The organism is Lactobacillus colini, assembly GCF_017874575.1.
GTDB classification, from domain to species: domain Bacteria; phylum Bacillota; class Bacilli; order Lactobacillales; family Lactobacillaceae; genus Lactobacillus; species Lactobacillus colini.
In genome coordinates, this window is sequence record NZ_JAGGLU010000007.1 from 89180 (window position 1) to 111753 (window position 22574).

General features: G+C 35.7%; 16 protein-coding genes, 2 tRNA genes, 1 riboswitch and 1 other annotated feature. Of the genes, 5 read left to right on the forward strand and 13 right to left on the reverse strand.

Going from position 1 to position 22574, the window contains the following annotated elements; translation table 11 throughout:
• Positions 1-4: 4 nt before the first annotated feature.
• Positions 5-2062: a PBP1A family penicillin-binding protein gene (locus J2Z60_RS07130; RefSeq protein WP_209687003.1), complete on the reverse strand. Its 2058-nt coding sequence runs from the start codon at positions 2060-2062 to the stop codon at positions 5-7.
• 104 nt (positions 2063-2166) lie between these two features.
• Here J2Z60_RS07130 and J2Z60_RS07135 point away from each other — a divergent pair, with 104 nt between their 5' ends.
• A complete protein-coding gene (locus J2Z60_RS07135; protein ID WP_209687004.1) occupies positions 2167-3006 on the forward strand; it encodes an RluA family pseudouridine synthase in 840 nt (279 codons plus the stop codon).
• Here the strand turns inward: J2Z60_RS07135 and J2Z60_RS07140 are convergent.
• The 6 genes from J2Z60_RS07140 to J2Z60_RS07165 all read right to left on the reverse strand — a co-directional run bounded on the left by J2Z60_RS07140 (position 2996) and on the right by J2Z60_RS07165 (position 11428).
• Positions 2996-5398, reverse strand: coding sequence for an HAD-IC family P-type ATPase (locus tag J2Z60_RS07140; protein ID WP_209687005.1), 2403 nt, complete (start codon positions 5396-5398; stop codon positions 2996-2998). The genes J2Z60_RS07135 and J2Z60_RS07140 overlap by 11 nt on opposite strands.
• Positions 5399-5493: 95 nt before the next feature.
• On the reverse strand, positions 5494-6405 hold the full coding sequence (locus tag J2Z60_RS07145) for a class II fructose-bisphosphate aldolase (protein WP_209687006.1): 912 nt from the start codon (positions 6403-6405) through the stop codon (positions 5494-5496).
• A 91-nt stretch (positions 6406-6496) separates the two neighbouring features.
• A complete protein-coding gene (gene argS / locus J2Z60_RS07150) occupies positions 6497-8173 on the reverse strand; it encodes an arginine--tRNA ligase (protein WP_209687007.1) in 1677 nt (558 codons plus the stop codon).
• A gap of 267 nt (positions 8174-8440) precedes the next feature.
• The gene (locus J2Z60_RS07155) at positions 8441-9121 is read right to left on the reverse strand and encodes a L,D-transpeptidase (protein WP_245328749.1); all 681 of its coding nucleotides are present in this window, start codon (positions 9119-9121) and stop codon (positions 8441-8443) included.
• Positions 9122-9237: 116 nt separating this feature from the next.
• Positions 9238-10515 carry a D-alanyl-D-alanine carboxypeptidase family protein gene (locus J2Z60_RS07160; RefSeq protein WP_209687008.1) on the reverse strand — a complete coding sequence of 426 codons (1278 nt, stop codon included), beginning with the start codon at positions 10513-10515 and terminating at the stop codon, positions 9238-9240.
• Positions 10516-10576: 61 nt separating this feature from the next.
• Positions 10577-11428 (reverse strand): NAD(P)H-hydrate dehydratase, encoded by an 852-nt coding sequence (locus tag J2Z60_RS07165; RefSeq protein ID WP_209687009.1) that lies wholly within the window; start codon positions 11426-11428, stop codon positions 10577-10579.
• A gap of 70 nt (positions 11429-11498) precedes the next feature.
• On the opposite strand from J2Z60_RS07165, the gene J2Z60_RS07170 reads away from it, so the two are divergent.
• Positions 11499-11582: transfer RNA gene (locus J2Z60_RS07170), tRNA-Leu, on the forward strand.
• A gap of 33 nt (positions 11583-11615) precedes the next feature.
• On the opposite strand, the gene J2Z60_RS07175 is transcribed toward J2Z60_RS07170, so the two are convergent.
• From J2Z60_RS07175 to leuS, 3 genes are all read right to left on the reverse strand, one after another.
• Positions 11616-12362, reverse strand: a complete 747-nt coding sequence (locus J2Z60_RS07175; protein WP_209687010.1) for a hypothetical protein — start codon at positions 12360-12362, stop codon at positions 11616-11618.
• A gap of 182 nt (positions 12363-12544) precedes the next feature.
• Positions 12545-14176: a putative polysaccharide biosynthesis protein gene (locus J2Z60_RS07180; protein ID WP_209687011.1), complete on the reverse strand. Its 1632-nt coding sequence runs from the start codon at positions 14174-14176 to the stop codon at positions 12545-12547.
• 103 nt (positions 14177-14279) lie between these two features.
• Positions 14280-16694, reverse strand: a complete 2415-nt coding sequence (gene leuS, locus J2Z60_RS07185) for a leucine--tRNA ligase (RefSeq protein ID WP_209687012.1) — start codon at positions 16692-16694, stop codon at positions 14280-14282.
• Between the two features lie 43 nt (positions 16695-16737).
• Positions 16738-16928, reverse strand: a binding site (T-box leader).
• A gap of 63 nt (positions 16929-16991) precedes the next feature.
• Here leuS and J2Z60_RS07190 point away from each other — a divergent pair.
• The 3 genes from J2Z60_RS07190 to J2Z60_RS07200 all read left to right on the forward strand — a co-directional run bounded on the left by J2Z60_RS07190 (position 16992) and on the right by J2Z60_RS07200 (position 19627).
• Positions 16992-17648, forward strand: coding sequence for a phosphatase PAP2 family protein (locus J2Z60_RS07190; protein ID WP_245328750.1), 657 nt, complete (start codon positions 16992-16994; stop codon positions 17646-17648).
• 120 nt (positions 17649-17768) lie between these two features.
• A complete protein-coding gene (locus J2Z60_RS07195; RefSeq protein ID WP_209687013.1) occupies positions 17769-18875 on the forward strand; it encodes a YibE/F family protein in 1107 nt (368 codons plus the stop codon).
• Positions 18876-18877: 2 nt separating this feature from the next.
• Positions 18878-19627: a YibE/F family protein gene (locus J2Z60_RS07200; protein WP_209687014.1), complete on the forward strand. Its 750-nt coding sequence runs from the start codon at positions 18878-18880 to the stop codon at positions 19625-19627.
• 47 nt (positions 19628-19674) lie between these two features.
• Here J2Z60_RS07200 and J2Z60_RS07205 read toward each other — a convergent pair whose 3' ends face one another.
• The 3 genes from J2Z60_RS07205 to J2Z60_RS07215 all read right to left on the reverse strand — a co-directional run bounded on the left by J2Z60_RS07205 (position 19675) and on the right by J2Z60_RS07215 (position 22553).
• A complete protein-coding gene (locus J2Z60_RS07205; protein ID WP_245328751.1) occupies positions 19675-21153 on the reverse strand; it encodes an MDR family MFS transporter in 1479 nt (492 codons plus the stop codon).
• Positions 21131-22339, reverse strand: coding sequence for a methionine adenosyltransferase (metK, locus tag J2Z60_RS07210; protein WP_209687015.1), 1209 nt, complete (start codon positions 22337-22339; stop codon positions 21131-21133). Before metK ends, J2Z60_RS07205 begins: the two co-directional genes overlap by 23 nt.
• A riboswitch (SMK box riboswitch) is annotated at positions 22337-22408 on the reverse strand. It overlaps the preceding gene by 3 nt.
• Positions 22409-22480: 72 nt before the next feature.
• Positions 22481-22553 (reverse strand) — tRNA-Val (locus J2Z60_RS07215).
• Positions 22554-22574: the final 21 nt, after the last annotated feature.

Below are 22574 nucleotides of genomic sequence, written 5' to 3' on the forward strand. Positions count from 1 at the left end.
TAGATTAGTGGTCAAATAGACCTTTAATACTATTATACCATTCATTAAGCTTGCTACCGGCATTACCGAAGCCTTTTTGTATATTTTCTTGAACATTATCAAGCCAGTTGGAGTTAGCACCAGTTTCAGTAGAAATCTGTTGCGCACTCTTAACCTTAAATTGGGTCTTAGGGGTATATGGTAAGATGCCTTCCATCTCTGACTTATAGAGATGAGTAATACCTGTTTCAGAAATTCCCGGCATAAAATGCTGCCGATCAGTCTTATCAAACCCTACCCAGGTTGCTACTACAATATCAGGAGTATAACCAACGATCCATTGATCCTTAGTACCAAAGCCATAACTATCAGGCACTTCCGTTGATCCTGTCTTACCAGCCACACTATAGCCAGCAGGCTGAGCAGTAGTAGCTGTCCCGTTTGTGAAGACACCAAGCATCATTGAAGTCATTTCTTTAGCTGTATCAGATGAAATAATTCGATGATTACCAGTATCATTATTCTCTGCAATTACCTTACCACTGGCATCAGTTATTTTAGTAATGCAATAAGATTGGTTAGGCAGATTACCATCATTGGCGAAGGCAGAATAAGCACGAGCCATTTGCAGCGGCGATACCCCTGTTGAAAGACCGCCCAGAGCTAAGGCTAAGTTATGGTCTTTTTTAGATACTTTGATACCGAAGTTCTCAACTGATTGGACACCCTTATTAACTCCGATCTTGTCTAATAGCCATACTGCTGGGACATTCTTACTCTGGGCTAAGGCAGTATACATACTGATCTTGTCAGAATATTGGTTATCAACATTGTGCGGCTCATAGCCATTCTTGCCAAACTTCTGCAATTTATTAGAAAGTTCAGAATCATAATTATAACCATTCTGCAGTGCAGGAGTATACACAGCTAGGGGCTTCATAGTAGATCCTGGTTGACGCTTCATCTGGGTTGCACGATTGTAACCCCTAAAGACATGCTCACCACGCCCACCAACAATAGCAGTTATAGCACCAGTCTTAGGATCCATTGCTACGCTAGCTCCTTGTGTCTTAGTACCATCTGTACTATTAGCTGGGAAGTTCCAATCTTCATTAAAGCTATTCTGCATTGCAGTTTGATAATTTTGATCTAGAGTAGTATAAATCTTTAAGCCCTTGTTCATTACGTCTTCTTCTTTGATGCCATAACGATCAATTGCTTCATTAACCACAGTATCAAAGAAATATGGATAGCGATAGCCATCATTTTGAGTGAAAGTATTACGAAGAACTAGTTGAGTTGACTTAGCATTATCGGCTTGAGCTTGGCTAATCTTATGGTTATCGACCATTAAGCCTAAGACAACATTTCTTCTATTGGTTGCATTTTCTAAATGGTCGGCAGGATTATAAGCGCTGGGATTCTTGAGCATACCAGCCAGCGTAGCCGCTTCGCCTAGAGTAACATCAGCAGCATCTTTACCAAAGTAACGCTTGGAGGCATCTTGAACTCCCCAAACGCCATTACCAAAATAAGCGTTATTCAAATACATCGTAAGAATATCTTTTTTGGAATAAACGTGATTAATCTCAATAGCAAAAAATAGTTCTTCTAACTTTCTAGAAAAAGTTTGTTGTTGCGTCAAGAGTGCATTCTTAGCTAACTGTTGGGTCAAAGTTGAACCTCCACCAACAATTCCATGGTGAATAACCCCCATAATCGCAGCTCTCGCCATCCCCTTAACACTAAATCCAGGGTTATGGTAAAAAGTCCTATCTTCTGTTGAAATAACTGCCTTTTGAATATAAGGTGAAATTTTATTTAATTCAACAAAAGTTCCCTTTTGCGAATAGAGCGTACCAGCTTTTTGACCTTTGTTATCATAGATTACGGTAGTGGTAGCTAGTGATGCTTTTAAATTACCAATGTTTGAAGTTTTTACCTTAACGGTATAATAAGTACAAACAAATAAAAACATACTCAAAATAATCAAAATTAACCAACGCAAAATTTGAAAGCGATGATTAAAATTCTTGATAGCAGCAAATACTTGTTGCTTAAAATTTTGATTTTTGGGATGCATTCATTAAACTTCCTTTTTCAATAAACATTATGTTAGTTATTCTAACATAATAGCCTAACTAACAAGATGATTAATATTTTTAGTTTCAAATAAGAGAGATCACAATGTCACAATATAGTTTTACTTTAAGATATCCCGATAATTATTCAGAGATTTCAGTCGATCAGTTAATGCGTAAATTACTAATTCCACGTAAATGGCGTCATTTTTTGCGTAGTGAAAGACAAATCTTAATTAATGGAAAATATTTACCACTTAACTTTTTAATTCATGGCAACGATCATATTCAAATTAATCTCAATCACGTTGAAAGCTTTCAACAAACCTATAAACCTAGCGGCAAGTTACCTCAGATTATCTATGAAAATGACAACTTATTAGTAATTAATAAGCCTGCCGGTCAAAAGACCCATCCTAACTTAGACGAAACAAATACTGCCCTTAATGATTGTGCCACATACTTAAATAAGAGCCCTTATATCGTACACCGACTTGACATGCTTACTAATGGTCTATTATTAGTTGCCAAGAACCCAGCAGTTGTCCCAATCTTAAATCGTCAACTAACCAATAAGACACTCAATCGTGAGTATATTGCCACAGTCGATGCAACTAACTTAACTAGTAATAAAGGAACAATCTCTATGCCAATTGGTCAAGACCCTAATGATCAAAGAAAGAGGATAGTTCGCCCTGATGGCTTAAAGGCAGTCACTCATTATCAATTAATTTCTAAAAAGGCTAACCTAGCAACTTTAGCAATTAAGCTCGAAACCGGTCGTACCCATCAAATTCGGGTTCATCTTAGCAGCATTGCTTGTCCAATTATTGGCGATCCTCTTTATAATCCTAATTTTAAAAATGGTCAAAAATTACTTCTTACAGCTTATCGCTTGACCTTTCAAGATCCATTTTCATTTAATCAAGTAACTGTTAAGCTTTAGTAATTCTAGCTTTCTGATATGCTTGAATTACTTCTTTGAGGGTAATGGATTTTCCTTTTTGATCATAAAGAATCAATACCTCGCATACTCCTTCCATAATCTGCGATAGCCACCTAAATACCGTAATCGCTACACAGAATAAGGCCACTAAGACAAAGATTGTTTTAGCAGTAATCATCTCCATAGCAAATAATCTCGGCAAGAATATAACCGCTAAAATTACTCCTAAAAGCGAGCAAATCATAACAGCTAATCTAAACTTATTTAAAGGACGAGAAATACGGTACATCACTAGCATCCCCACTGCAATCAACAAAATAGTCGCTATAGTGCTAACTTGACTATGCGCCATCTTAATATAATTACCAGCTACTACTACAACGCTAACCGTAAGCATATCTACTAGTCCACCAGGTATTGACCGCGCTAAAATATTAGCAATAAAATTACCCCGAATACGAGTATGGTTGCTTTCTAAAGCTAATAAAAATGACGGGATTCCAATAGTAAAGCCTGATATTAAAGCTAGCTGTGTTGGTTGCAAGGGATAGTTAATTGTCATTACCAGTGCAAATATTGCCATTAGTAATGAAAAGACATTTTTTACTAAGAATAAGCTGGCTGAACGTTGAATATTATTAACTACTTGACGGCCCTCATTAACCACATCAGGCATTTTAGCAAAGTTAGAATCAAGTAATACCACCTGAGAAGCCTGTACAGCCGCTGAATTTCCCGAAGCCATTGCAATGCTGCAATCGGCTTTTTTCATAGCTAAAATATCATTAACCCCATCTCCAGTCATTGCCACAGTATTACCAATATTTTGTAAGGCAAGCACTAGCTTACGCTTCTGCTCGGGCTTGACCCGACCAAAGACGGTATAACTTTTGACTGCTGTTTCATATCCATCATCTTTAATCGTCTGGGCATCAATATATTGTTCACTATTTTTTATACCAGCTTGGCTAGCAACACGGGAGACTGTTAGAGGGTTATCACCAGAAATAACCTTAATTGCTACACCTTGTTTGGCAAAATATTCAAAAGTTGCCTTAGCTTCTTTTCGAATTGGATTTGATAATAATAAATAACCTAATAAAATTACTGGCTGAGTTAATTGGGAATTACTTTCGCTAATTTTCTCTAACGATGAGGCTACTGCTAGGACTCGATAGCCACTTGAAGTATATTGTTCAATCTCGTTTTCATATTTAGAAAAATCACTCCTTAAGACCATTTCTGGCGCTCCAATGATTATAGTTTCATCTGAAAAGACCACAGCCGAATACTTATTAACTGAAGTGAAAGGAACAACTGACATTGCTTTAATGCCTTCATTTTTAGAAAAATGTGCACGAATTGCCTTCATGGTGGCATTTTCAGCAGGCATATTACGAACGAAGTTCCCCACTTTTAACTCAAATTTATCTTGATTGAGATAATCTTTGCTAATGAAGTCAGTGACTGACATCTTGGGCTCTGTAATTGTCCCTGTCTTATCAACACATAAGACATTGACTCTGGCTAAGGTTTCAACGCTTTTCATATCATGAAGTATTACTTTTCTTTTAGCTAATCTAGCAGCAGACAGAGCAAGGGCAAGAGTAGTTAATAAATACAAACCTTCTGGAATCATCCCAATCACAGCAGCCTCCATTGAAACTACACTTTGCTGGATTGAAGCATGGTTAAGAAAGTAACTTTGACAAAATAAAGCCAATCCCATTGGAATAATGATAATCCCTGCCCATTTAACAATAGTATTGATATTGCGAACCATCTCAGATTGTTCACTACTGCCCATCTTTTTAGCTTCCAAGGTTAGCTTTGAAATATAGGACTCTGCACCTACCTGCTCTAACTTCATATACGCTTTACCAGATACTACGAAAGAACCTGAAAGCAAATTGGCATTTTGTTCTTTAAGAATCTCATCAGACTCACCTGTAAGTAGTGATTCATTCACTCTAATATGTCCAGATACTACATAACCATCTGCAGGAATTTGATCACCAGTATTTAATAAGATTATGTCGTCTACTACTAAATCTTCGATTGGGATCTTCATTTCATGACTATCACGCATCACGGTAATTTCGGTGCTGTCGAGCACATTTAATTTTGATAATATACGCTTGGCTCTAATTTCTTGAATAATACCAATAATAGTATTCAAGATTATCACCGGTAAAAAAGTAAGATCACGATATGCTTTGACAATAATCAATAACACAGCCAAAATCAAAAAAATTAAATTGAAATAGGTAAATAGATTTTCCTTAACAATTTGCCAATCAGACTTGAATTGATTATCAACCGTTTTATTTATCTTTCCTTGTTTAACTCTTTGATTCACTTGTTCAAGAGTCAGTCCATTTACTTTAGTCATAATTGTTCTCCATTTTTATTATTAATTTAAGCACAAAAAAAGACCCTAGAAAATCCTAGAGTCCTTGTAATAGCCAATTTTTAAATAAGCTTAAATTATTCTTCGTTTAATGAAGAACGGTCAAATGAAGCATCCTTAAGTTCATCATCAATGGTCTTAGTACCCATCCATGAGATCATTTCCTTCATCTTATCAGTAATAGCTTCAGTACCAGGTAATAATAACTTACGTGGGTCGTAACCCTTGTTACCCTTATCTTGGTCCTTACCTGCTTCGATGTACTTACGAGTAGCATCTTGGAATGCTAATTGGAATTCAGTGTTAATGTTAATCTTAGCAATACCAAGTGAAATAGCCTTTTCGATTTGGTCTTGAGGAATACCAGAACCACCGTGAAGAACAAGTGGAGTTTCTGGAACAGCTTCAGCAATTTCTTTTAAACGATCAAAGTTAAGACCCTTCCAGTCATCTGGGTAAACACCGTGGATGTTACCAATACCACAAGCAAGCTTATCAACACCTGCAGCAACGAATGCCTTAGCGTCTTCAACAGATGCTAATTCACCACCGCCTTGGTTTTCACCGATCTTACCAATTTCAGCTTCAACTGAAATACCACGTTCGTGAGCTAACTTAATGATTTCCTTAGTCTTAGCTAAGTTCTCTTCAGTTGGAAGTGCGTGACCATCAAACATAACTGATGAGTAGCCAAGCTTAATACATTCTTTAGCAGATTCAAAATCACCGTGGTCCAAGTTTAAGATAACTGGAACTGAGATGTTCATAGCATCCATTTGGTCAGCAACCATGTCCTTAACGAACTTGTAGCCACCCATGTACTTAGCTGCACCAGTAGAAACTTGAATCAATAATGGAGTTCTAGTTTCTTCTGCAGCACGAAGTTCTGCACGAGTCCATTCCAAGTTGTTAGTGTTGTAAGCACCTACAGCATAGTGGTTCTTACGAGCATCTTTAAAGATTTGGTTACCATTGTCAAAATAAGCCATTAAAAATACCTCCTAAATTTTTAACACATTCATATTGTAACGCATTTGTTCACAAGTTAACATAGTTCTGCTTAGAAAAATTTATTTTCTTTTACATTTCTTTAGGTGCATTGACACCTAATAAGCGTAATGCTTCAGTTAAAACTATTGAAGTAGCTTGTACTAAGGCTAAACGAGCATTTAATTGGCTATTTTCATCCAAGATACGTACATTTGCATAGTACTTATTAAACTTTTTACTTAAATTTAGAGCATACTTAGCAATAATTGATGGTTCAAACCTCTCTGAAGCTTTAGCTACAATCTCTGGGAAGTCCGCTAAATCCTTAGCTACCGCAAAAGCCCAGTCGTCATCTAAAGCTAGATCATTCATTGAGATAGGCTTATTAGCCTTACGCAAGATACTCTGAGCACGAGCATTAGTATATTGAACATAAGGACCAGTATCACCTTCAAAGCGTACGACTTCTTTTAAATCAAAGTCAAAGTTATCTAGACGATCATTCTTCAAATCATGGAAGATAACTGCTCCAACACCGACATCATGAGCTACTTGATCTTTATTTTCAAGACTTGGATTCTTTTCTTCTATTTGCTTTTGAGCTAAGCTAACAGCGTCTTTTAGCACTTGATCTAAGAAGACTACGTTACCCTTTCTAGTAGATAACTTCTTACCGCCCTGAGTAATTAGACCAAATGGAACATGATGAATTTCATCAGCCCAGTCATAGCCCATCTTCTTGAGAACTGTTTTTAACTCTACGAAGTGTTGCGCTTGTTCATTACCAACTACATAGAGCATCTTAACAAAGTTATATTCCTTCATTCTCCACTCAGCAGCTGCCAAATCACGAGTTAAGTAAATTGAGGTACCATCTGATTTAACAATGATAGCTGGATTCTCATCTTCGCCCATGTCAACTACTTGTGCACCTTGTGATTCATGCAAAAGACCCTTATCTTTTAATTCATCAATAACTGGTTGCATCTTATCGTTAAAGAATGCTTCACCATTATAAGAGTTGAATTCTACTCCTAGTTCTTTGTAAATGCGGTTAAAATCAGCCAGTGATACTTCTCTGAACCATTGCCAAAGCTTAGTTGCTTCTGGATCCCCTTCTTCAAGCTTCTTAAACCAAGCGCGTCCTTCTTCCTCTAGGGCAGGATTTTTTTCTGCTTCTTTATGGAAGCGAACATAATAGTGGAAAAGATTCATAATTGGATCTTTTTTTACTTCTTCTTCACTGCCCCAATGCTTATAAGCTGCAATCAATTTACCGAATTGAGTGCCATAATCACCTAAATAATTAATTTTAATTGGCGTATAGCCAACCTTCTCCATAGTTTTGGCAATAGAATTACCAATTACAGTTGAACGTAAGTGTCCCATTGACATTGGCTTAGCAATATTAGGGCTAGACATATCAATTGGTACATTGCCGTGACCTAGTTCTTGATCACCATAGTGGGCTTTTTTATTCAAAATATCATTCAAGGTAGCCTTAACTAACTTTTCATGGTTAATAGCAAAGTTAACATATGGTCCTACTGCTTGAATATTAGAAAAATTGTCATCACTAATCTTCTCTGCAATTTCTTGTGCAATAATTGCAGGATTCTTACGTTCAATTTTAGCTAATGCAAATGCAGGAAAGGCGTAATCCCCCATCTTAGCATTTTTAGGACGTTCAATTAACATTGCGACTTTTTCTTTAGGTAAGCTAACTTGTTCACTGACTAAGTCAACTACTTTTTGTTTAAAATCCATCTTTACACCTCATTTTTGCAAATAAAAAGTCTCCTTCTAGCTTAAAACTAGAAAGAGACGGGAATTCCCGCGGTACCACTCTAATTGATACATATATAGTATCCGCTCTAATTGACTATCTTAATGTATTAAGTCAAACACGCCTTCGTAAAAAATACTGCTTGTCTTCCACCAACACAAACTCGCTGAAAAATATTAAATTACTACTACTTTTGACTATATTGTATAACGATTATATCAGGTCTAAGCATTTTAGCCAAACTAAAATTACTCATCCTTAATTACGACCTTAGTTCCCATTGGCAAGTTATAACAGAACCATTTAGCATCTGGCAAGCTTAAGCGTACACAACCATGAGATCCCTGTGTCCTACCTAATTTATCTGCTTCTTGAACATTAATTTTCTTATCTGCCTTAGTTGGTACTGAGTGGAATAAATAAATTCCATGATCCTTCCAGCTCACATAGTATCTAGCGCCTTCATTTAAGCCCTGGTTAAAGAACTCTGCTCCACGTTCAGCTTCAACATAAAAGGTTCCAGTTGGTGTTGCAGACTTACCATCTTTATAAACACCTCCAGTTGAAAGCATCGTATAGACTGGCTTTTTTCCGCTCATTACATAGGTTCTATTGCCTTTTAAAGAAACCCTAATCCATAAATTCTTAACTGCTTTTAATTCAGGATGAGCTTTTCTTTCGCTTTTTACTTTCCAACTGCCAGGTTTAGACAAGTCCTGCGGATCTTCATAAGGAAGGTATTTTTGATTTTTATCAGTTACTTTTTTAGGAGTTTTCTTTTTTTCTTTTACTTTTTTAGTAATTGTTGCGACCTTAGTAGTTTTAGCTGCACTGTCGGAAATATTTATTTTAGGAAAGAATACAACTCCAGCACAGATAATTGCCACAACTGCCACAGCAGTCAATAATTTACTTTTTGTAGATTTCAATGACGTTCTCTTCTTTTTATATTTAAGATCTTATACAAGCTTATTATATGTGAGTTCTTCAAATTTCTCAATAAAAAAAGAATTAAGCTTTAATACTTAATCCTTTATTGCATAAGCTAATGAAAAATTGCTCGCCATATTCTAACAAAAATATTCGCCTTAGCTACATCATTTTTTACTGTAGCTGGCAATTCTACGCCTTTATCAGACTTAATAGATGGAATACTTCTAATTTCAAAATTACCAATCTTTTGTCCAGCTTTTATTGGAGCTGCTAGTTGTTTTTCAGAGAACTTAGCACTAATGCTCTTACCATTTTGAATCCAGATGCCAGTGTCCTTTTGCATGACTAAATTAGCAGTCTCACTCTTGCCATCAGGGACAGAAACAGTCTTAGCACCGTCAATTGCTTGATTCTTCTTCATGATATAAAGCTGATAGTTAGAAAAGACATAATTTAATAACTTCTTAGTTTGTGTAAATCTTGACGGATCGGTACCATCCTTATGCTTAGCGCCCATGACAACAGTAATAATGCGACGGCCATTCTTAACCATTGTACCAGTAAAGCATGCTCCTGCTGCATCAGTAGTACCAGTTTTAAGACCATCTAAAGGATAATTAGGATCATATTGAGATAATCCCTTAAGCATCCAATTCCAATTATCCATCTTAGTTATCTTACCATGATCATTAAAGTTCATATGAGCTATTTTAGTAGTCTTAGTAACTTCAGGAAAGTCGGTTAATAACTTATCGACTATAACTGCCATATCAGAAGCAGAGAGCTCATTTTCAGAATTTTTACTTACATTAGTATAAGCATCCTTACCTTGTGTGTAATTAGGCAAGCCATCAGGCGTATAGAGTTTGGCGCCCTTAATCCCCCAATTCTTAACTAGCGCTCTCATCTGACTTACGAATTTTTGCTGCGAGCCGGCAACACTCTGAGCTAAAAGCATTGCACTACCATTAGCAGATTGAATTAAGGTTGATTGATACAATTGCTTAATTGTATAACTATGCCCACTATATAGTGGAACACCTGAATAATCTGGATTTTGGCTGACTTTGACAATTTGCTTAGTTGGTTTAACTTTTTGATTCCAAGAGAGTTTATTATTCTTAATTGCCTGTAAAGTTAAGTAAATTGTAATCAACTTCGACATAGAAGCAATTGGCATCTTTTGACTGGCATTTTTAGCATAAAGCACTTGCCCATTCTTGGCATCAATTGCAATTGCAGCTTTAACATCTAAATTCACCTGATTGGTATTATAGTCAGAAACTGTAGCTGCCATTGCTTGATGATTACTTATCCCCAATATTAGAGAGGACAAAAGCAATATTAACGCTATTAGACACTTTTGCCACTTATATTTTGTTATTCTCATTGAATAAATTCCTTTCAAATATTAACAACACGTCAATTTTAACAAAATTTCCCAATCAGAATTAGCCTTTTTGACAATATTTTTGCATTAACTTCGGTAACAGTGCACTAAGAGCCGTCGGGCGAACTAAATAATTATCTTTATATATTTGATCTCCTGCTAAAGAATGCAAATAGACAGCAGCGCTAATACTTTTCAAATTAGATCCAAATTGCCCGCAAAAGCTCCCAATTATTCCAGCCAGAGTATCCCCCATCCCGCCAGTTGCCATTCCAGGATTACCCAAGGGATTGATTAATATATGGCCATGCTGATCATATATCTTTGTTTGATTAGACTTAAGAACTAAGTAGGCATTTTTATTGATTACTAATTTATTTAGAGCACCAACATTGTTAGCATTAGTTTGATCTGTAATTTTTATTTTACTTAGACGTTGCCATTCCATTTGATGTGGGGTAAAAATTAATGCCTTAGCCGTCGTTGGCAATAAATTGGAGTCTAGTCCAATTAAATCTAAAGCACTAGCATCCAAAACTAAAGTTTGTTTTTCAGTAATGTTATCTCTAACAGTAAGTAAAATATTTTTAGCAAATTCATCACTGCCTAACCCCATTCCGCAAATCACTACATCCATAGTTGGTATCATTTGACTCAGCTGAGCTTGATCATTCCAATCGATAAACATTGCTTCAGGATTACGAGTATGAAGTGCAGTTGCATTAAAAGGATCTGTTGCAACAGAAATTAATCCAGCACCACTATTAAGTGCTCCTTGCGTTGCCATAATAACGGCACCACCATAATTTTTATTACCACCAATTAATAAAATTCTACCAAACTTACTTTTATAGGAATTACTAGGTCGAGGTTTAATAACCTCAGACAGAATTTTTGCATTAATTTTTTCCATTTTAAAATCCTTCTTAATGTAATTACTTATTCCCATTTTAACTATTTTTATGTATAATAATAGCTAGGTTGCCCCAATGGCGGAATTGGCAGACGCGCAGCGTTCAGGTCGCTGTTCACGCAAGTGAGTACAAGTTCGAGTCTTGCTTGGGGCACATAGTTAGAGCATCCCTTGAAGGATGCTCTTTTTAATTATTGTTTGCTTTTTCAGCAATGTCTAAAGCAAATTTAGCTACCTTATTAGCAGCTATTTCACGACTATCATTTTGAACATCTAGAGCAAAGTGCATTAGTTGATCGCGTAATTCTTGAGAAATATTGTCTTCATATTTACCCAAATTATTTTCACTAAACGGCTTTAAAAAATTATTCAAATTGTTAAATAATCTCTCTAATGAATGACGCAATTGCTTATCTTCTATCTTACCCACTTCAATTATTTGGCTTTTTATCTTTTTTAAACTCTGTACAGTATGTGACAATAGAATATATTCCTTATCACTTCTTTGCCAAACAATGACCTCATTAGTATCAATATTATTGATAGCTTGTTCAACTTTGGTCAACTTACTATCAGGACCGAAGGAGTAGCTTAATGAATTATCTTCTAAAAATTCTTGATACTTTTCTTTTTTCTTAGCTGCATCGCCAGAATAGTTGTCTAAGAATTCTCTAGCAACCTCAATGTCACGCTTAATCTCATGCTTAGTTGTATTACTTAAAAATTCTGGTGCATAATCTTGATAAATATCATTACCAGCTTCAAATTCAGTTAGTAGCTGACTATCTTCTTTTTGAACATCTGAGAGAATTTTTTCAATTTTTTGGTAAGAATCTAGTCCTAGAAAGGGATTTTTGACATTTACTTCAAAATTAAAATCATTGTAGCAAAGATCACGAAAACCTAATAAATTCATATATGTATCTTTTTTCATAAAATCCTCCTAAATCAACTTAATTCTACTATAATTTTTTGTGAATTTAAAAATTTGTAATCAAAATATGCTATACTTGAATTCCTTGGCAGGGGCATTTCTCAGTTGAGAAATCAAAAAAGTCTTTCGTTTAATTCTAATACCATTACTGGTATTAAATTAGATCGAAAGACTTTTATTTTTTAAACTTTAATATGTAATTTAAGCGCTATTGACTCTATTTTATGACCTAGAACTTTTTGAGCCAATGATGTTTTTAAGGTGATTAAAATATAGAAGATACTTCCAACTCCAACTCCCAAAGCAACTAAAATCATCGCTGAAAAACGCTTCTCAGGACTAAAGATTATTCCACCAAAGTATACTACGCCTGTTACAATTAGGAACATTATAATAGAGAAACATGATATTCCGACGAATCTTCTTGCCGTTCTATTGCTATCGTAGTTGTACTTCATCTGTAAGTGTTCTAATGACAACCAAATCGTAAGTGCTAAGCCGATATTAGTTGCAATCAGCGGTCCATATACTTTAAACAACTTAATCATTGGCAGCTGAACCAGCATCTTAATTACTAAACCGATAACTAAGTATTTAATAGCTAAGCCATTTTCTGACAAACCTTGTAAAATCGCCATCAACACTGTAAAAGACCCTAAGCTAATTGCAGTAAAAGCTGATAGATATAGCACACTTGAGCCTAATGGATCATAACCATAAAAAATAGTATAGATTGGCTTACTTATTGCTGCCATTCCTAGCGAAGCGGGAATCATAACAAAGAAAAATAATTCCAAGGTATTTTCAATTTGGTTAGCAATATCACGATAATCTCTTCTCGCATGTGCAGCTGAAAGAAGTGGAATTGCAGTCACTGCCATAGCAGTCGCAACAGAGATGATAATCATAATCAACTTATTAGCATTTAAACCAAATAAAGCATACCAGCTCTCAATTTGATCACTGCTTGCATGAACGAACATTGCTAACATGGGATGGAAAGTATATTGATCGATTAATTGGAAGAAGGTAATCCCAGAATCAATAATAATAAATGGAATTGATTGAGCAATAATCTCATTAAAAAGACTGCCCGTTGAAACATCAATAGCATTATTTGAATTCTCAATCAAGCCATTCAAACTTGCACGCCGCTTAAATAGAAACCACATTAGCAAGCCAATTCCAAATAAAGCACCAACAGCGGCAGCAAGATTAGATTGAATAACTGCCTTTAAATATGAACCATGTTGAACTTGCATGATAAAGTAAGCAGTTAATAACATCCAAGCTACACGAGCAAGCTGCTCCACAAACTGTGACATTGCACTAGGCATCATGTCCGCATAGCCTTGAAAATATCCTCTCATAATGCTCAAAATTGGAATAATCAAGACAGCATAAGATAAACTATGTAGAATTGGTATTTGACGTGAATCCCCTCCGGCGAGAATTGGTGAGGCAACATACATAAAGGCTGCTGCAACAATGCCAAAAATAGTCATCAAAAATAATCCATGTCGGAATAGTTTCCTTCCGACTCGATATTCATTTAAGGCATTATATTTAGCAACTTGCTTAGCGACTGCTCCCGGAATTCCTGCCGTTGAGATAATTATAAATAAACTATAGATGTTATAGCTCTTAGCTGTTAGCGCATTAGCTAAATTACCATAGCTACCCATCCAGGCATACCATGGAATAATATAAATTGCCCCTAAAATACGTGAGACGATCGACCCAAAGGTCATCCACGCAGACCCCTTGATCATGGTTTCATGTGAATTGTTCCTTTGCGTATTGTTTCTATCCATAAATTAATTTTCCCTAATTTCTAAATATAAGAGTCCAAGACTTATATTAATCACTTCTTAACAAAACTTATAAAACAATTTTGCTTTTTAGGAAAAACTTAACTTATTTGGCAACAATATTGACAATCTTATTAGGGATAACGATGACTTTCTTAACATCTTTACCTTCTAAGAACTTTTGAACATGAGGTATAGCAAGAGCTTGCTTTTCTAAGTCATCCTTAGCAGAATCTTTAGCTGCTTCAAATTTACCACGTAGCTTACCATTTACTTGAACCATGATTTCAACTGTTGATTCAACTAATTTACTTTCATCATAAGTTGGCCACTTAGCATAGCTGATAGATTCATTATGTCCTAAAATTGACCAAATTTCTTCCATCATATGTGGAGCAACTGGTGCCAATAGCTTTACAAATCCTTCCGCATATTCACGTGGAATTTGCTTAGCCTTTTGTGCTTCATTCATGAAAACCATCATTTGGCTGATTGCAGTATTAAAGTGAAGTGAGTCAAAATCTTCAGTAACTTTCTTTACAGTTTGGTTATAGATTTTATCTAAACTGCCATCGTTTTCATCAACGATCTTTTCACTAGCAATTGCCTTCAGGTCTAAGTCATTAACCATTAGACGCCATACTCGGTCTAAAAACTTCTTAGTTGAAGCAGGACCATTATCATCCCAATCAATTGAAGCATCAAGAGGACCCATGAACATTTCATACATTCTTAGGCTATCTGCACCATATTCATCAATCACATCATCAGGGTTAACGACATTTCCTTTAGATTTTGACATCTTCTCATGATTTTTCAAGATTAATCCTTGATTATAAAGACGTTGGAATGGCTCCTTAGTTGGAACAACTCCCAAATCATAAAGAACCTTGTGCCAGAATCTTGCATATAGCAAGTGTCTAACTGCGTGTTCAGCACCACCGATATAAAGGTCTACTGGTAGCCATTGCTTGAGCAAATCATAATCTGCCAGTTCTTTATCATTATGTGGATCAATATATCTTAAATAATACCAAGACGAACCAGCCCAGTTAGGCATAGTATTAGTTTCACGTTTACCTTTACGACCATTTTCATCAACAACATTTACCCAGTCAGTTAAGTTAGCTAATGGACTTTCTGGAGTTCCTGAAGGCTTAATGTTGGTTGCATGCGGTAAACGTAGCGGCAGTTCTTCTTCTGGTACTAAACTAGTTGTACCATCTTCCCAGTGAATAACTGGAATTGGTTCACCCCAGTAACGTTGACGACTGAAATCCCAATCACGAAGTTTGTAGTTGACCTTTTGTTTACCAACATTATGTTCTTCTAACCAATCAACCATGCGCTTTTTAGCTTCATCGTTACCTAAGTCATCTAAAAAGTCAGAATTGATGTGCTTACCATCACCGGTGAAGGCTTCTTTTTCGAGATTACCACCTTCAATTACGCGTTTAATTGGTAATTCAAACTTTTTGGCAAAAGCATAGTCGCGTTCGTCATGAGCAGGAACTGCCATAACTGCACCAGTACCATAACTTGCTAAAACATAGTCAGAAATCCAGATTGGAACCTGTTTACCATTGACCGGATTAATTGCATAGGCACCAGTGAAGACTCCAGTTTTATCTTTGTTTAAATCTGTTCTTTCTAAATCTGATTTTGATTCAATTTGCTTAATATAAGCTGCTACGGCTTCCTTTTGTTCAGGGATAGTAATTTCTTGAACTAACTTATTTTCTGGAGCTAAGACAGTATAGCTTACACCAAATAAAGTATCCGGGCGAGTAGTAAAGATATCAAATGTCTTATCACTATCTTTAACTTTGAAAGTTACTTGTGCACCTACTGAACGGCCAATCCAATTTCTCTGCATTTCTTTAACAGGCTCTGGCCAATCCAAATCATCTAAGTCCTCAAGTAACCTATCTGCATAGGCAGTCATCTTAAGCATCCATTGCTTCATATTACGACGGTATACAGGATAACCACCACGTTCAGTTTTGCCATCAACTATTTCTTCATTAGCAACAACTGTTCCTAAATCTGGTGACCAATTAACTGGAACTTCAGCTTCATAAGCAAGACCTTTTTTATACATTTGTTCAAAGACCCACTGAGTCCACTTATAAAAGTTAGGGTCAGAAGTTCTAACTTCACGATCCCAATCATAAGAAAAACCTAACTTATTCAATTGGCGCTTGAAGTTAGCAATGTTTTCATCAGTAACCTTGGCTGGATCTTCGCCTGTCTTTAACGCATATTGCTCTGTTGGTAAGCCAAATGCATCCCAACCCATTGGATGAAGCACATTATAACCTTGTGCGCGTTTCATACGCGCCATAATATCCGTTGCAGTATATCCTTCTGGATGTCCTACATGGAGGCCCTTGCCCGAAGGGAATGGAAACATATCTAATGCATAATAATTCTTCTTATCTTTATCTTGGGTAGTCTTGAATGTGTCATGCTCTGCCCAATATTTTTGCCATTTCTTTTCAACAACTTTATGGTTGTACATATGATCTCTCTTTCTAAAAATAAAAAGGTCCTATGAAAAAACTTCATAGGACGATTAATTCGCGGTACCACCTAAGTTTCGCATTATTATGCGACCCTCTTTGAGCATCTTAACGTAATGCCAAACCGAAAGGCTTTTAAATGAAACAAGTTCGCAACTTCTTCTTAAGACTTTTCACCGTCCAGTCCCTCTCTGAAAAAGAAAGATTAGCTGCTACTACTTTTCAACCTTTATTTTCTTTTTGATAATGATTATAATTTACCACAAATACTAGAAAAAACAAGAGGAGTGTATTCATTGATACAATCTTATAAAAAACACCATGATCCACTGGTAATAGGAATAATCTTTGCAATTATCTTTACAATATGGGCTTTTAGTATAGCTACCAATCAAGCTTTTATTAGATCTTTTGACCAGGCAATAATTAATATTGTCTATAACAATAATAAAGTCAACCTGCAGATTGCACGATTATTGACAAATTTAGGTAATACTTCGACAATAACTATCGAAGCAATTATTATCTTCATTGCCTTACTGACTTTTAAAAAATATCCCCTAGCTTTCTTTGAAGCGGGGGTTATGATCTGCGGCAATGCTTGCAATTGGATTATTAAAAATCTTGTTCGCCGCTCACGCCCTAGCGTCCAACATTTAGTTCATGCGGACGGCTTCTCCTTCCCATCTGGACATTCACTAGGTAGTATGACTCTATTTGGTTGTCTATTTGTCATTACCCTACTTTTAGTTAAGAATAAAAAGACAAAGATCATTCTAAACATACTATGGTGCTTATTTCCTTTAATAATTGGCTACACTAGAATTTATCTTCATGTCCATTACCCATCTGATGTCTTTGGTGGTTGGATTGAAGGATTAGCATTTGTGTTAATCGGTTATGCGATTTTATTAAGAAGCTACGTTACTAAACATCCACAAAAATTTTATTGATTTTTATAGGTTTCGAATTATCGAAGCCTTTTTTATTGTTTCTTATCTTTTACTTAATATTCTTAAAGACTAAGTGTAGTAAGATTATTTCATGAATATTTAAAGATAAGGTAATCAAAAATGAATTTCAAAATTAAAAATCAGCGCTTAATCTTCGCTCTTATTTGTCTAATACTGGGTGGAGCTATAACATGCTGGACATATTTTTCAACTAATATTTATCATAAAGAAGATATAGCTGTCATCATGCCCGATAAGTTTGAAGATCGGCTAATTCACAAAGATACGGATATTTATCAAAATAAAGATCAAACTCGTCAGCAAACTTTTTATATCAAAATGCTCTCAGGTAAACATAAAGGCCGTGTATATAAAGTTATCAACCACTACTATCCTTCACAGCTAACAACTCAAAAATATCGCATTCATAACCGAGTTCTAGCAAAAATTAGTAAAAACAAGGCTGTAGTATTGAGTCCTAAGCGTGACTGGATTCCAATCATGGTGTTGACGATTACACTTAGCTTAATGATTATCCTAGCAGGCAAACATACTATTGCATTATTAATTTCAATGATTTTAAGTTGGGCTATCTTTTTTGGACTAATGTTTTGGGACTTAAAGACTAATTCCAACTTAAGTATTTTGATTTATGGGCTCGCCGATATAATTTTTTCTTTCATCTGCCTAATTATTGTTCAAGGCTATAACAAAAAAATGCTAGTTACTTGGTTAGCGACTCTAATTGGAATTTTTTCTTCGTTTATACTGTGCTACTTAATTATGCAATTAACCGGCAATACTCAGATGCGATATGATACATCCGACTTTATCACCCAAGACCCACAAGGAATATTTTTAGCTCAAACATTGCTAGGAATATTAGGTGCTGTATTAGACGAAGCTACAGATATTGTATCTAGTCTTCATGAATTGATAATTCACAAGCCTAATATTACAAAGCAAGAGCTGATTAATAGTGGTAGAAATATGGGAAAAGAAATTACCGGACCATTAATCAATGTCTTATTATTAATTTTTATTGCTAGTGCATTACCTGAAACAATTCTATATCTGCGTGATAATGCTGGATTAGGCAATACTTTTAACTATACCTTAGCAATTGGATTGACCCAGAGTGTTATTTCAGGTATCGGGATCGTCTTGACTGTAGTGTCAGCTACCGGTGCGAGTTTATTATTTCTTAAGCAAAAAGACAGGAGTTAATTATGAATACCTTACTTGTCTTAACTATAACTTTAGCCATTTTAATGACTGTAATTAGTGGCGAAACTGGCCTTAGAAGCTTTTTCAGTATAATTATCAATGTAGTTCTATTAATTTTTGTTGCAATGTTAATTTCATGGGGATTGAACATTCCTGTTATTACTCTAATATTTGTCCCACTAAAATTAGCTACAATTATTTTTGCTGGTACTGAAAATAAAACTGTCGGCAAAAATGCTTTTCTTAGTTCATTATTAGTGTGTCTTGTGCTTATTTCCTTAATTTTTGTTTGTCAGTATTTCGCACAAGCTGCAGGAATGGGATTAGAGGTTAATGATGTCTTAATGGGACAATCGCAACAGCCCGGCATAGATTACTCTCTAATTGCAATTACCGTAGCAATTTTTTCAACATTAGGTGCAATTGCAGAAGCTGCCGTATCAATTACAGCTGGTCTAGTAGAAATTAAAAATTCCAAACCTACAATCACTAAAGAAGAATTGATCCAGAGTGGAACAAATATTGGAAAAGATATCATTGGTACTTCTATGAATACCATACTTTTTGGACTATTTGGGAGTGTCCTATCACTAATCTTATGGTTCTATCCTCTAAATTATTCTTGGGGCGAAATTTTAAATGATAAGCTAGTTATTAATGAGCTTTTAATTATGATGTATTCCTTAATAGGTGTCTTGTTGATTATTCCTTTAGCAACTCATTTTTTGGCTCATACTCTAACTAAAAAATAAAAACGGATGCAAACATCAATCTCTGAATTGATAGTTGCATCCATTTTTTATTTAACTTCATTCTTATTTATTTGATACATTTGGTTAACAATTAAAGCTAGGACTACTAAAATAAGTGAAGCCCAATAAACACCCTTTAAAGCGCCAAACAATACATTTCTCAGATCAGGAATTAAACTTGCACTCAAATGCTTAGCCTTTTCTGCATTTACTATCTTGTTCATCATATCTTGATTTAAATTAGGATAATGGGCCAATCCATTAGCTACCTTTAAATTAAAGACAATACCAAAAATTGAAACCATCATTGTTTGACCAAGATACCGCACTAGGGTATTAAATGAAGTAGCTATACCAATATGATCAGGCGATACCAAAGTTTGGGACTCAACCGTGCTAATTGTAATAATAATTCCAAAACCAACACCATTAAAGCCAGCAATCACACAAAAAAGCCAAAATGGCGTTGCTTGTGGTACCAATAATAAAGCTACATCAGCTAATAAGATGATCAATAATGTAGCGTCAAATAGCTTTCTTACTCCCCAGCGACTCATTAAAGCTCCTGAAATAAAAGATCCTAGAATCCACATTAATGAGCTAGGAGTTACGGCAAAGCCTGCCAACGACGCATTAGTGCCATTTATTCCTTGCATCCAAGTAGGAATATAAAATTCAAAGCCAATCACTACACCTGAAATAATTAAGGAAATAAGATTTTGGCAAATAAATTCTTTATTTTTTAGCATATTTAGTGGCATTATTGGGTCTTTAGCAAACTTTTCTGTCTTAATGAACCAAAATATTCCAATAATAAATACTATAGCTAATCCACTTAAAAGTGGGATATTTTTACTTGTTCCTAATTCTTGTAAAAACAACATTAAAGCAAGCAAAATCAAAACTAATAATGTTGTCCCTTTATAATCTAGCCTGGTCTTGGAATGATTTTTTGATTCTACAAAAAAGAACTCAACCATAATAATCGTAGCTATACCAATTGGAACATTAATATAGAAGACCCAATGCCAGGAAAGGTGCTGAACAATAAATCCGCCTAATAGCGGGGCAATGACAGAAGCGACTCCCCAAAAGCCTGAATTTAAACCCAACATCTTAGTTCTCTTCTGTAATGTATACATATCGGCTAACATGGTTATTGCCACTGGTTGAATAGCCCCTGATCCTAGACCTTGAATTACCCTAAAAATAATTAGTTCGAACATATTATTAGCCAAACCACACAGAGCTGAGCCCATAATAAACAATATTAGGCCGAATAAAAATATTGGTTTACGTCCTATATTATCAGCTAGCTTGCCATAGATTGGCGTTGATACTGCAGTCATTAATAAGAAAATAGAAACTACCCAATTCATAATCTCCAATCCATTTAAATCAGAAACTATGGTTGGCATCGCAGTTGAAACTATTGTTCCTTCTATTGCAGTCATAAAAGTAGTTAAAAAGATAGCCGTTGTAATAACGGCTACATTTGTTTGTTTAGTTCTCATATTTTTTAACATAATCTAACAATTCTTGAGTCTTATCAGTATGCTCCCATGGCAAGTCAATGTCAGTTCTACCAAAGTGACCATATGCGGCAGTTGGACGATAGATTGGCCGACGTAAATTAAGCATTTCTATAATTCCTGCAGGACGCAAATCAAACACATGGCGAATTGCATCAACCAATAAATCATCACTAACCTTACCTGTTCCAGCAGTATCAACCATAATTGATACAGGATGAGCAACGCCGATTGCATAGGCTAATTGAATTTCACAACGATAAGCTAAGCCAGCAGCCACAATATTCTTAGCTACATACCGTGCAGCATAACTGGCACTTCTATCAACCTTAGTAAGGTCCTTACCAGAAAATGCTCCACCACCGTGACGAGCATAGCCGCCATAAGTGTCAACTATAATCTTTCTACCGGTTAAACCAGAGTCACCTTTGGGTCCGCCAATAACGAATCGACCGGATGGATTGATAAGAAACTTAGTGTTCTTATCTAGATACTTCTCAGGAATAACATTCTTAATTACCATATTAATCATAGAATTACGAATTTCATCGTTTTCCACTTTATCATCAGTTTGAGTAGAGATGACAACAGTTTCTACTCGTTTGGGTTTATTATCTTCATCGTATTCTACAGTTACTTGAGCCTTAGCATCTGGACGAAGCCATTCTAAAGTTCCATCTTTGCGAAGCTGAGCAACACGTCTCATTAATTTATGAGATAAAGAGATTGGCAATGGCATTAGCTCTGGTGTTTCCTTAATAGCGAAACCAAACATTAATCCTTGATCGCCAGCACCGATTTCATCAAGCTTATCACTATCTTGACCATTCTCACGAACTTCCAAAGACTGGTCAACTCCGTTGGCTATATCAGAAGATTGTTCATCAATGTCTACCAAAATAGCACAGTTATTTCCATCAAAACCTAATTCAGGTCTGTCATAACCGATATCTAAAATAGTCTTTCTAACTACACTTTGAATATCTACGTAAGCAGACGTTGAAATTTCGCCAACTACTAAAACTAAACCGGTAGTAACAGTAGTTTCACAAGCCACGCGTCCATTAGGATCTTGGGCTAGTATTGCATCCAAAATAGCATCAGAAATTTGATCTGCGACTTTATCTGGATGTCCTTCAGAAACAGATTCAGAAGTAAATAGACGTTTTTCCTTTTTCATAGAGTCCCCCTAAAAATTTCGGTTACAAGGCATCTCCGTTGTCGGATCCTTTCGGGACCTTAATCGGTCTCTATACCCATAATTTTATTCAACACCGTATAAAAAAAGACTACCTAGTGGTAGTCTTTCTTCATATACGGATGGAGGATACAGGGTTCGAACCTGTGACCTCCTGCTTGTAAGGCAGATGCTCTCCCAGCTGAGCTAATCCTCCAAAAGTGACCCGTACGGGATT